Raw genomic sequence first — 13,129 nt, 5'->3', positions numbered from 1 at the left:
CCTTAGGATGGAGAGATTAATCTAGCGCGCAGACGGGGAACGAAAGCCTGAGCCAAAATCAGCAGAACAGTCAGCAACAGGCAAGTAAGGGCAAACAGGTCGCCAAAGCGCGTGTAGAAGGTAAGCTCGGCGCCAAGGCCAACCTTGCCGGAGATCTGTAAGGTCTCGAAAATCGGCCCGGACTGCACAACCTCACCGCTGGGCGCAATCAAAGCGGAGATTCCGGTATTGGCGGAGCGTGCCAGCCAGATGCGGTTTTCGATAGCGCGAAAGCGCGCCATTGCCAGGTGCTGATAGGGGGCGGACGAGCGTCCGAACCAGGCATCATTAGTGATATTAACCAACAGGTCGGCGCCCTGCTGCACATGCTGACGCGCCAGATAGGGAAAAATAACTTCGTAGCACACCAGCACTCCCAAATGATGATCCCCCAGCGGCAAAGGAACAATCGTGCCGGGGATGAAGTCGCCAACCCCCACCACCAGTTTGTCGACGAAGGAAAGCAAACGACCCAGCGGCACATATTCACCAAAAGGTACCAGGTGAACCTTGTCAGAGCGTGCCTGCCGGAGCCCATCACTGCCGATCAAAAAAGCGCTGTTTAAGTATTGGTAATCTCCATTTGGCGCCAACTGATAGGCCGGGCTACCAACCAGCAGCGGCACACCGCTGCGCCTCGGCAGATCGTGAACCTGGGCCGCCAGCAGTGAAGGATCCTGGAGATAAAAAGGGGTCGCCGCTTCGGGCCAGATCAATAGATCGGGAGAACCGAGCAACGCCTGCTGTGACAGCGACAGATAGCGGGCGATCGTCTCCTGCTGCAACGCCGGATCCCATTTTTGTGACTGCTCAAAATTACCCTGGACCAGGGCCACCGCTAACTGCTCCGGGCGCTCGTCGGATAATTGCTCCGAGCGCCAGACCCCGTAGCCGAAATGGCTACCCAGCAACAGCGCAACCCCGACAACCGCCCAACGACTAAACAGCTGCTTAGGCTGCAAAACAAGTTGGGCAATCAGAGCATTAACGGTGACCAGCATGAGACCCACCCCGTAAACGCCGGTCACATCGGCACTCTGGATAGCCAGGCTGAAATTCTGCTGAGAGTATCCGATCAAGGCCCAGGGAAAACCGGTCAACAGCCAACCACGTACAAATTCCAGGGCCACCCAGATGACCGGCAGACTGAGCAGAATGGGGAGACCCAGGCGTTTTTTAATGCGCCAGGCGAGCCATGTTGCAGAACCGAAAAATAACGCCAGATAAGTGATTAGTAATAGATAGGCGACCAGCGAAGAGAAAGGATCAAGGCCTCCGAAGCTGGTCATAACGATATTCAGCCAATAGAGAACGGCTGCAAAAAAGGTCATCCCGGCCGCAAAACCGCTGGCAAACGGTCGTTTTTCCATGACCAGCAGCAGTGGCACCAGCGCCACCCAGGCCAGGGGATAAAGGTCGGGCCGGGGAAATGACAGAGCTAAAAGCCCACCGGAAAAAGCTGCCGGCAGCAGACTCCTATCCATCCGCGCCATCATCACCCATATCTGCCCGCAACGGAAAAATGCGGATCTGCTGAATCGAGCGTTGATCCCCCTTTTCAATCAGCATGTCAAACTGGCCAACACGAACTTTTTCACCCACCGCCGGCACCTGGCCAAACCTCTCAATGACGTAACCGCTGATCGTGTCAAACTTTTCTCGCTCCACCACAACGTCAAAAAACTCTTCGAACTCTTCAATATTGAGCCGGCCATTGACCACCACAGTACCATCGGGATCCTCGATCAACCATTCTTCTTCCAGATCGTATTCATCCTGGATATCTCCGACAATCTCCTCAATCAGATCCTCAATCGTAATCAAGCCGGCGGTACCGCCATACTCATCGATAACAATAGCAATATGCACCCGCGTTTCACGAAACTCCCGCAGCAACACACTGACCTGTTTCGACTCAGGAACCAGAAATGGCTGACGCAGAACGTTTTCCAACGGGATGGTAGCGAGTGACTGTCCCCAGTAGTGAAGAAGATCCTTGGCATAAACCAGGCCGATGATGTTATCGATATTTCCCTTGTAGATGGGAATACGTGAGTGTCCTGACTGCAGAATAGCCTCAAGCACCTGGGTCAAGGGAGCTGCGGCATCGACGCAGACCATGTCGGTACGTGGCACCATAATTTCGCGCAGGTAGGTTTCATCAAGCTCCAGGATCGACTGAAGCATATCCCCCTCTTCTTCATCAATGATACCGCGCTGTTCCGATTCATCAATCAGCTGCTGCAACTCCTCTTCGCTGCCCGCCGAAGCGCGCCTGCTCAAACGACTCAGAAGGCGTTGCAGCAGCCCCTGTCGTCCTTTTTCATCGCCTGTGTCCACCGTTAATTCAATCTCCTTGTTGTTTTTGCTTGAATATTCCGTTTATCTGTCCGCTGTTAAGGGGAAACGTTCAATCAACTGGCTAAAAATTTCCCGTTCGTATTGTTCCATCTGCTGGGCCTGCAAAGCGCTGCCGCGTTCATGATCGTAACCCAACAGATGCAAAATTCCATGCACCAGCAGAAACCACAGTTCATGTTCAAAAGGAATCCCGGCAGCGGCGGCGTCACTGGCGGCACGTTCGGCGGAAATAACCACATCACCAAGTAACTGTGGCTGCACCCCGGCCCCCGGCCCTTCCTGCATGGCAAAGGAGATGACGTTGGTCGGATGATCGCGCTGTAGAAACTCGCGATTAATCTGCTGAATAGCGGTATTGTCGACGATCAGAATCGACAGTTCAGCATCAGGCTTCGCGCAGATATTTAAGATCTGCTGAGCTATCTTGCGCAGCGACCGCTTCAAAATCCGGTGTCGGCGCTGGCGATTTTCGATCTGTATTCGCATTACTGACCTTATTTCCCTTATCCCTCGTGGCGGGGTTGTCATTGCCATCCGTTTTGGCTTTGACAATGTGAACCGGCTCCGGATAATCAACCCGGTGATGGAAGGAGCTTGACAGGACACGAGTAAAACTCTTGGCAATTTCGTTGAGGTCGCGCAAGGTCAGATCGCACTCGTTGAGCTGACCATCAATAAAGATGTTGTTGATCAACTTCTTCACCATTCCCTGAATCCGTGCCGGAGTAGGATCGGCGAGGGTACGACTGGCGGCCTCCACCGCATCGGCGAGCATAATCAGTGCAGCTTCACGGGTCTGGGGCTTGGGCCCATGATAGCGGTAATCGCGCTCGTCGACTTGCTGGACCCCGGGATCGGCGAGAGACTTGGCACGGTCGTAGAAAAATTTGATCAGCGCCGTGCCATGATGCTGCTTGATGATATCGATCAGCTCTGAGCCCAGCTTGTTCTCCCGCGCCAGATCGACGCCGTCTTTGACATGGGAGGTCAGAATCAGGGCACTCATGGAAGGTGCCAGTTTGTCGTGCTTATTGCGTTGACCACCGGTATTTTCGATAAAATAAAGAGGCTTACGGATCTTGCCGATATCGTGGTAGTAGGCTGCCACCCGCGCCAGCAGTGGATTGGCACGAATCGATTCGGCTGCTGATTCGGCCAGGTTGCCCACCAGGATCGAATGGTGATAGGTGCCAGGAGCCTGAACCATCAACTGACGGAGAACCGGAGCATTCATATTGGCCAGCTCAAGTAGCTTGATATCCGTCGTATATTTGAATACCGACTCAACCAGCGGGATTGTCCCGTTAACAATGATCGCACTGATCATCCCACCGGCAAAACCGAAGCCGATTCGATACAGCAGCTGCATATCCGCTGCCCGCCCGGTGAGCAGATGCAGTCCGATCAACATCGCCATATTGGTCAGGCCGATCCACAAACCGGCACGATAAAGAGTAGTTCGTTGCTGGCAATGACGCACCCCATGAGCACCGACAATACTGCCGACGAGGGCATAAAAAGCCACCAGCAAGCTATTACCGAACAACACCCCGGCCAGCACGGCAGAACAGATGGCCACGATAAAAGCCGTTTCCGAGTTCAGCACAATGCGCACCAGCATGGCGGCCAGAGCAAAAGGAATAGCGTAGTAGTAGGTGATGGCATCAATCGAAGACAGCACCGTTCCCATGCCGGCAGAAACAAAAATCGACACCTTGATAAGAACAAAGTGGGCAATCAGCACCGTCCCCAAAAACAACAGGTCACGGCGGTCCGGATTAAATTTACTGATATTGTCTTGCGCAAAAACAAAACCGACAAAAATCAGCAGCATGATACAGATCAGCAAACCGACGGCGCTCTGGAAGGTATGGCTGCTGCGGCCTGAATCACGCAACGATTGCAGCTTGAGAATCTGATCGGCGCTGATACGCTCCCCTTCACGCACCACCATCTCCCCCTTTTTGATCTGGAAGAGTACCGGTGTCACCTGACTGGATGCGAGCAGACGGCGCTGGCGGGTTTCCTGTTGGTCCAGCACCAGGTTGGGACGCAACTGCTGCTGCACCAGCTTGAGCAGCATCTGCCGTTGGGCAGTGTTCAGTATATCAAGGCCGGCAAAATGGCCTTCAGCTTCCTGAAGGACATGATTGAGACCAACAACCCGCTCAGACCATTGGGGGGATGGCAAACTCTCCTGATCACGCTCAAGCAGAACGATCCCTGACTGCCAGTCATCCAGAAAACTCTGCAGGCTGGCGCTAACCGGACGCTCGAACAGCGGTTTAAGCAGAGTAATGATCTGTCCGACCAGCTCCCGGTCAAGGGGAAGATCAAGCAGCAGCCGATAATCATCGCTGGTAAGGGGAACGCCAAAATCAGCTTCGAGGCGCGGCAACAGATCCTGGTCAGGATAAAGTCCAACATCTTGCCGGCGCTGGGACAGAAAAACCAATCCGCGTTCCAGCCGTTTCATTGCCTGAACACCGGCACTCGGGTCGTAGCGATAGACCAGGGGCACAGCACGCGAAGCAGCATCACGTTTGGCACGCGTTAATTCAACATCTTCGACCAGCATGTCGCGGGGCGATTTGATGTCCCGCGGGGCGATATCCCCTGGTGAAAAAGATGCGGGAATCAACCCACCCTTGGGAACAATGATGACTGCCAGCAACAGTGCCACTGCGAGCAGTACCCATTTGCGCAACTGTACCGGACTATGCCAGAACCGCCATTCCTGCCAGGAGCGGGAACGACTACGCCCTACGGTTTTGGGTTTTTTATCTTTAGTCATGAATCCTCGGATCAGTCAGGCGCGTTGATTCTGGCAGGGCGAGGTGGAAGCTCCTCGGTTTTTGGGGAGGGCTTGTGCTCAGCACGCTGATAAGCCTGCACGATCGCCTGAACAATGGGATGACGAACAACATCAAGATCACTGAAGTAGGTAAAAGCAATATCGGGCACATCACGTAACACGTCGGTGGCATGCAACAGTCCCGAACCGGTTCCGCGCGGCAGATCAATCTGGGTGACATCACCGGTAATCACCGCGCGACTGCCGAAGCCGATGCGCGTCAAAAACATTTTCATCTGCTCCGCCGTGGTGTTCTGTGCTTCATCAAGAATGACGAAGGCATCATTGAGGGTGCGACCGCGCATAAAGGCCAGTGGTGCCACCTCAACCACGCCGGTATCAACCAGCCCACGGGCCTTATCGAGCTCAAGCATATCATACAGGGCATCATAGAGCGGCCGCAGATATGGGTTGACCTTCTCAGCCAGATCCCCGGGCAGAAAGCCAAGCTTTTCCCCCGCCTCAACCGCCGGGCGCACCAGCATAATGCGGCTGACCTCCTTGCGCATGAGAGCGGCTACCCCCATGGCCATGGCCAGATAAGTTTTGCCGGTTCCAGCTGGCCCGATACCGAACACAACTGTCTTGCTGCGGATCTGGTCGATATAGCTTTTTTGTGCCAGACTTTTCGGAGTAATCAGCTTGTTGCGCGCCGAAACAAAAACCGTATCATAAAAAATATCACGCAGATTGGTTGAAGAGTCGGTCGACAGGATGCGGATAGCATAGTCGATATCGGTGGGATACAGGGGCATATCATCGCGCAGCAATGCACAGAGCTCTTCGAGCAGGCGGTAACCAACCTGAACCTGCGCCGGGTTGCCGGACAACTGCAATACCGTCCCCTGACTTCCGAGGCGAATCCCGAGTTTCTTCTCTATCAGCTTGAGATGTTGATTCTGCTGACCGAACAGCTGGGCTGCCAGAGCAGCATTGCCGACATCAAAGGACTGGTGGGGAGTCATATGTGGTATATTGATAAATCAAAATATTGAGTAATCACGCCGAGAATTTAGCACCAAATGAATCCACAATGCAAGAGGCGCAACATGAACCTCCGACATTCCACCAGTGACCGGGATCATGGTATAATTTTTTATCTTGTGTCATCAGCTGCCAAGGATAAACCGTGGACTCTGACTCTTCCACTCTTATAGACCGGAAAAGCAGCTCTTTTACCATTGAAGCGCTGCTGAAACAACTGAATATTACCCGCCGCATGGTCGGTCTCTATCCGTCTGATCACCCGCAGATTCGCACCAGTATCAGTCGAACCCTGACTATCCTTAATCACTTCTGGGGCGAAAATCGGCTGTTGACCCTGGGTATTACACCGACATCAATCTTTGTCAATAACCGTCGCATTGATCATCAGGACCCGATTTACCGTGAGTTTGCCCGTTTTTTTTTCCATGCCGGCGTCGCGTCCATCAGCTTTCACAAGGGACTCGACGCCCAGGAACTGATTCGCTTCCAGCGGCTGTTTCAGGAGCAAGGTGATCCTGCCATCAGGGATACAACCTTTGCCGTACTCCTGGAAAAAGAGAAAATTTCCAACATCAGCGTCGAGATGATTGATTATGCAGCCTTTCATGAAAGAGCGGAGGGCACAAGCGGACCGGGCAGGGTCGACAAGCTCTGGGAAGACTTTCTCCAGAGACTAGACGAAGGGGATCTGGAAACGGCCGCCTACATCGCGCCCGACCATCAGGATGAAGCAGCTGCAGTCTTCAGCCATAAGCTGTCCGGCACCCCGACCGAACGGGAGCAGGCGGCAAAAGGTATCGGCCGGCTTTTGTCTATTGGTCATTCCGGCCGGCAACCGCGCGCCGCCTTGAACCATTACAATAAAAACCTCAACATGCTGCTGGAAAGGCTTACACCAGAAACAAGGAGTGATTTCCTTAGTAAAGGGCTGAAACATCTTGAGGATCATGAACGGTCAAATCTCCAACCGGCCTTGACGCGGATATCTCCAGGCTTTCTTGAAGCCATGGTGACACACGCGAGTCGATCCAACAGCGCCCTTTCCCCGCGTCTGCTCAATCTGATCAACTCGCTTGCTGTCGATATCGCTCCTGAAACATCCGTCGCCGCCAGCGGTTTTTCCGCTGAAGAAACCCGGAGTCGACTGGGGACCCTGTTCAAGGAAGAACAGGAGAACCTTTACATGCCGACCGGCTATCAACAAGCTCTTCATACCGCAACCACTACCAAGAGCTCCGGGACACTGTCTCCGGAAGACCGGAAAGCCCTGAATGAACTGATCAGCAGTCAATCTGTAGAGGAACAGACGGCACGGATCATTTTTGAGCGCCTGTCCGCACAACCGAACGCCCAACTGGCAAGGGCATACCAGAACCATCTGGTGGATTTATCGCGCATATTTCTCGAAGCAGGAAATTATGCTGGTCTGCACTCTACTTACCAGTATTGGATCAGATTTATCAATCAGAGTGAAAACCCCATCGAACTGCTGTCCGAAAAACTCATAGCCTATCACAACCAGGCCTCTTTCATGACTGAGGTGCTTGACGGATTTGACCTCTGGGAAGCCGACAAACACCAGGAACTAATCGACTATATTGTCCTGGTTGGCACCCCCTACTGTGAACCGGTCGTTGAGCGGCTGGGGCTGGCACACCGCTACCCGGAGCGTAAGCGCTGGATTGATCTGCTGACCCGCATCAGTGGCAATGCCCAGCAGACAATGATCTCCTTTTTGAGCGATGAGCGCTGGTACCTGGTGCGCAACCTGGTAATGATCCTCGGCGCCGAGCCGACCCCGGCGATTGTTAAAGCTATTCAACCCCTGTATCAGCATCCACATCCACAGGTTCGGGCAGAAACAATCCGGGTGCTTTTTTCCTGCAATCACGCCACCGCCAACCGCCTGTTGCTGGCAGAACTCCAAAACGATGATGAAGAAGCCCGCCTGGCGGCGATCGATATAGCTCACTTAAGCCGTGACCAGGAAGTTCTGGCATTCCTGCACCGGCTACTCGAGAAAGAGCCGGACAGCGATGGCGATCTGGCTCTTTCAAGGGCCATTGTTAGAAGCCTGTGCCTTCGCGGAGAAAAGGAAAGCCTTATCATCCTGCGCCGACTCATCTTCCGCGGAGGGTTGCTGGTCCATCGTCGCACCCGGCAATTGCAACGCGATATCATTGCGGCACTGGCCGATTTCAGGCACCCTGCCGCTGACAAACTGCTGGCAGAGTTGACAACTGGAAAATTCAGCCATGACACCGCTACAGCCATGGCCAAGCGCCGGGAGCAACCATGAGTCTTAACAGCAAAGACCGACTGCACAAGCTGCTGCATCTGCTCTCCACAGCTGCTGCCAACGCGGCCCTGTACAACCTGCAGCACCTGCAGGTTCTGCGCCTCAACAAACAGGCGATGGAACAGGTACAGGCGCTGTTTGCTACCGCTGGCGAAATCAGCCTCAAGATTATTGACAATCTGCTGGTATACAATAACCATCCGGTACCAGAGACGCCACCCATCAGACGTTTTATTGATGCGCTAAAAAGGCACAGTATTAATTTTTTGCGCATTACCCCGGGGATTTACAATGAAGAATTGCTGGAACTGATCAATATCCTCAGTAAAGGTTCGGATCGTCCTGCGGCGGTCAGTAGTAGTGAACACCTGCATTTCGGTCAGCTGGAGGTGCGCCGGAGATCACCATCTCACGACTGGGGGTTAGAGAAAATCGCTGCCCGGGAAGCTGATCACCTGCTGGAAATATATGATGCTGTTCGCGCCGGGGAGTCCCTTGATCTGACCACGATGCATCATATTGTCGATGGTTTTATTGCTTCCTTTCATCAGCAGAAGAACGCTTTTATGGCCCTTGCTCCATTGCGCGCCATGGACGAATATACTTACACCCATTCCACCAATATCTGCATTCTCAACATTGCCCAGGCCCAAAGCCTCGGTATTGAAGGCAAAATGCTGACCGATATTGGACTTGCGGCCATGCTTCACGATGTTGGTAAAATGTTTATTCCCCATGACATCCTCGCCAAGGCAGGGCAGCTGAGTGAAGATGAGTGGGATATCATGCAGCAGCATCCGGTTCTCGGTGCCGATTATCTCCTCAAAACCCCCGGCATTCCACACCTGGCTGTCGTAATTGCCTACGAGCACCACATGCGTTATGACGGCAACGGTTATCCACGCTGTCATCAACCCTGGACTTTGCATCTCGGCTCCCACATGACCGCTATCTCCGATACCTATGATGCCATGAGAACGCACCGAACCTACGATGCACCCATGGATCTCGAGCAGATAACCGACATCATGCTGAACCTCGCCGGAACCAAGCTGCACCCACAATTGACCCGTAATTTTATCGACATACTGCACCGGCTTGAGTTGTCCGGTCTGCACTCCAATCCCGATGCATGACAATCGCGATCACACTTCCCCGGTTTGCGCACCACTGCCCTCCATTAAGTCTATTAAATGGTTTGACAAGGATTAGAAAAATCATATAATAGGGTCAGGCTCTTTGGGGGATAACATTATCGTGAATACCGCAGATCAATTAAGAGAATCTACTGACCACCATCTGAGTCATTTCGTTCATGAACTGAACGTCTTCAGGCGCCAGGTGATGCTCTATCCTCCTGCTCACCCGAAGACGCTGGCCGGTGCCAACAAAATACTGATTGAGCTAAACAAGCTCAGTCATCACAGTCAAAACATCAGCCTTGGCATTACCCCTGACAACCTCATGTTCAACGGCACCTTTCTTGACGCTGACAATCCCAGTTGTCGCGATCTTGGATCTTTTTTTTCCCGATTGGATATTGCTGTTATCACCTTTCATCCGGGTTTGAGCACAGCAGAACTGATCGAGTTCTGGCAATTGCTCTCCACCAGAATAACCGGCAAACTGTCAACAGCACTGGATCTGGCCCTCAAGGATCATCAGATATTACATATCAGCACTACTATCACTGATTACAGCTCTTTCACTGGTGAGACTGTCGGTTCCGCGCCGCTGCCGACAGAGACCGATGTCTGGACAGACTTTATCCAGACCTTGATCCCCATGAACAAGGATAAGGATATCGCTGCCGGCACCAACCCTGCTGACCAGTTGGCGCAAATGCTGAATCATTCAGCTGCTGACGATGATGCTGGTACGGCTTTGACCAGCCGGCTGGTTCATCGCCTTCTGGAGCAGTGTCGCGGGTCTGTCGACGGCATTGGCAGCCAACTTTATGAATTCAGCAAGAAACTTCATCCGCAAGTTCGGCAGAGATTCCATGAGGATACTCTGCACGCTCTGGAGCAGCGGCCTCACGAAGCAAGTAAAATCATTTCAAGCTTGCCTGCTGATTTTATCAGCGCGGCCCTGCTCTCCCATAGCAACACGGAACTACAGCTTTCAAGCCGACTTACTGATCTTCTGAGGACCTTTGCCGTATCCACCCCGGGAGATGATCGGCGCCCGACGATACAATCCGAGCGCACCCGCACGACAGAAGAGCTGCAATCACAGATTGAATTGTTGCTGCTGGAAGATCGTCACAATGACTACCTTCCTGGTAATTATCAGCAGGCATTACAGAAAATTCTTGCCGGACAAATTCAGGGCAACCTGCCGGAAGCCGTCGCCCGGCAGTATCGGGACAACCTGGTCGAACAGATGATTGAACATCAATGTTGCGAAATTATCTTCGATCTGCTGGAAACGGATACGGATATTGAAATGCAGGACATTCTGCAAAATAACCTGATCGATCTATCCCGTTTTTTTCTCGATACCGGCGACTTCGAGACATTGCATAAGACCTTGTCTCGCTGGACCTCGTTTATGAACAGTGGTCGGTCAAAAATAAATTTACTGACAGAAAAATTTTTCAATTCACAGCTGCAACCCTTATTTATTACTGATGTCTTGAATTCCGTTCCGGTCTGGCACAATGAAAAATATGCCGAAATCAGCGATTACCTGGTTGAAGTCGGGGAACCCTATGTCGCACCGCTGATCGAACGCCTTGGTGAGGAAAAAGACAAGGCGTTGCGCAAGACCTGGTTGACGCTGCTGCTCGAATTCAAAAACACGGCCCATCCCGCCATTCTGGGGGCCCTGGAGGATGGGCGCTGGTATCTGGTCCGCAATCTGCTGATGATCATGAGACAGCAAAAAGGGGTTATTCCACCAAAGACCCTGATGAGATTGTGTAAACATTCCCATCCTGAGGTCCGCTGCGAAGCGCTGGGCATTATGTTTCGAGTCAATCCCTCCACAGCCAATCGATTGCTGCTAAAAGAACTGGAAGGTACAAATCCTCGAACCTTGAGAATTCTGATCCCACTTACTGCGATGAGCCATAATGATAAAGTTTTCAGCCGCTTAAACAAGCTACTCGAAGCAGAACCCCTGACCGAGGAAAACTTGGAAATTAAATTGAGTATTCTGGCAGGGCTGGCGACCGCGCCGCAACCTGACTGCCTGCTGCCCATTATGCGCCTGGTATCCAGAAGGGAATTCTTTGTCAATCGTCTTCGCAAGCAGCTGAAATCGGCGGCAAGCGATACCCTGAGAGTCTATCCTCGCAAACAGGTTACTTCCCTGCTGCACCATGTTGAGGAAAAACAACGGGCGACCATCCAGGACATCTTGTCTTCCCCGCATTCATCCACAACGGAACAGTCGTCATGAAAACGGCAACAGAACATCCGGCGCAACAGTTTGTCCGCAGCTTTACCACCGCACTTGCCACCATCCGCCTTTATGACGCGGATCATCCGCAGGTGCTGAATCTGTGCCGGCAGGCACTGGAGCAGCTGTGCCAACAATCTGCCGGCACGGGCAAGGTGACGTTGAAGCTCATCAACAACAGTCTGGTATTTCAGGATGAAAAGCTCACCGAAAACCTGTCCGTTGAACGACTGATCCGCGCCATGCAGACTCATGATCTGAGCTTCATCAAGTTTGATGCAACAATCTGCCTGGAAGATCTGCTGCAGATGGCCGAAAAGCTCAGCCGTGATCCTCGCCATCCGACAGCACAACATTCTGATGTCAATAACACGATTATTTACGGCAATGTGAGTGTTCGCTCTCAGTCACCGGAAAAACTTTCTGTCGACGTCTCTTGTTTTCAGGACGTTGTCGATGAAAATCTCGACAAATTCATGGATATCTACCGTAACATCGGTCATGGAAAAAAAATCCACGCCACCGGACTTGAAGAAATTGTTCAGCGGTTTATTTCGGTTTTTCATGATCAACAGGATGTCATGCTGGCGCTGGCACCGATTCGTTCGATGGACGAATACCTTTACACCCACTCCACCAATATCTGCCTGCTCAATCTCGCCCAGGCCCGGCTGCTCGGCATCGAAGGACAAATGCTCAACGATATCGGCATTGCCGCCATGCTGCACGATGCCGGCAAGATGTTTATCCCTTCCGAGGTGCTCAATAAACAGGGAAAACTGGATGACAGGGAATGGGAACTGATGCGCGACCATCCGCGTCTTGGTGCACAATACCTGCTGAATTGTCCTGGTATTCCGCGTCTGGCAGTAGTGACCGCGTACGAACACCACATCGGTTATGACGGGACCGGCTACCCTGCGAGTTTTCGCAAACTGAATCCCTGCAGTTACATGACATCCATATCCGATATCTACGATGCCTTGCGAACCCGGCGAACCTATAAAGAGCCTTTGTCTTTCGATCAGATTAAAATTATCATGAGCGAAAGTGCCGGTAAGGCACTTCATCCTGAATTGACGCACTCCTTTCTAACCGCACTGTCTCAACTCGAGCAACAACAGCCATGAATGAAAATATTTCCTGAGACAATTCACTTGGATCCGCTTGCGACCAGTGCTGCT

General features: G+C 52.5%; 9 protein-coding genes. 4 read left to right on the top strand and 5 right to left on the bottom strand.

Annotated elements, in window-relative coordinates; genetic code table 11:
- Nucleotides 1-2: 2 nt before the first annotated feature.
- Genes lnt through AC1931_RS00280 form a run of 5 tightly spaced genes read right to left on the bottom strand, consistent with a single transcriptional unit; the run spans nt 3 to nt 6,219 of the window.
- Nucleotides 3-1,523: an apolipoprotein N-acyltransferase gene (lnt, locus tag AC1931_RS00300; protein ID WP_483875232.1), complete on the bottom strand. Its 1,521-nt coding sequence runs from the start codon at nt 1,521-1,523 to the stop codon at nt 3-5.
- Entirely contained in the window at nt 1,516-2,379 is an 864-nt protein-coding gene (locus AC1931_RS00295; RefSeq protein ID WP_483875231.1) for a hemolysin family protein, read from the bottom strand. Before AC1931_RS00295 ends, lnt begins: the two co-directional genes overlap by 8 nt.
- A gap of 42 nt (nt 2,380-2,421) precedes the next feature.
- The gene (gene ybeY / locus AC1931_RS00290) at nt 2,422-2,844 is read right to left on the bottom strand and encodes an rRNA maturation RNase YbeY (protein ID WP_483875230.1); all 423 of its coding nucleotides are present in this window, start codon (nt 2,842-2,844) and stop codon (nt 2,422-2,424) included.
- Nucleotides 2,786-5,194 (bottom strand): HD family phosphohydrolase, encoded by a 2,409-nt coding sequence (locus tag AC1931_RS00285; RefSeq protein WP_483875229.1) that lies wholly within the window; start codon nt 5,192-5,194, stop codon nt 2,786-2,788. Before AC1931_RS00285 ends, ybeY begins: the two co-directional genes overlap by 59 nt.
- 11 nt (nt 5,195-5,205) lie before the next feature.
- Nucleotides 5,206-6,219 (bottom strand): PhoH family protein, encoded by a 1,014-nt coding sequence (locus AC1931_RS00280; protein ID WP_483875228.1) that lies wholly within the window; start codon nt 6,217-6,219, stop codon nt 5,206-5,208.
- Nucleotides 6,220-6,383: 164 nt separating this feature from the next.
- Between AC1931_RS00280 and AC1931_RS00275 the strand changes: the two genes are divergently transcribed.
- The 4 genes from AC1931_RS00275 to AC1931_RS00260 all read left to right on the top strand — a co-directional run bounded on the left by AC1931_RS00275 (nt 6,384) and on the right by AC1931_RS00260 (nt 13,075).
- Nucleotides 6,384-8,540, top strand: coding sequence for a HEAT repeat domain-containing protein (locus tag AC1931_RS00275; protein WP_483875227.1), 2,157 nt, complete (start codon nt 6,384-6,386; stop codon nt 8,538-8,540).
- Nucleotides 8,537-9,676: an HD-GYP domain-containing protein gene (locus tag AC1931_RS00270; RefSeq protein ID WP_483875226.1), complete on the top strand. Its 1,140-nt coding sequence runs from the start codon at nt 8,537-8,539 to the stop codon at nt 9,674-9,676. Before AC1931_RS00275 ends, AC1931_RS00270 begins: the two co-directional genes overlap by 4 nt.
- Before the next feature lie 121 nt (nt 9,677-9,797).
- Nucleotides 9,798-11,945 (top strand): hypothetical protein, encoded by a 2,148-nt coding sequence (locus AC1931_RS00265; protein ID WP_483875225.1) that lies wholly within the window; start codon nt 9,798-9,800, stop codon nt 11,943-11,945.
- Complete coding sequence (locus AC1931_RS00260; RefSeq protein ID WP_483875224.1) at nt 11,942-13,075, top strand: HD-GYP domain-containing protein; 1,134 nt, start codon at nt 11,942-11,944, stop codon at nt 13,073-13,075. Before AC1931_RS00265 ends, AC1931_RS00260 begins: the two co-directional genes overlap by 4 nt.
- Nucleotides 13,076-13,129: the final 54 nt, after the last annotated feature.

The sequence above is a fragment of the Pelovirga sp. C15f genome (assembly GCF_057178085.1).
Note: the sequence above shows the minus strand (reverse complement) of the source record. Positions and strands in the feature narration are given on the sequence as shown.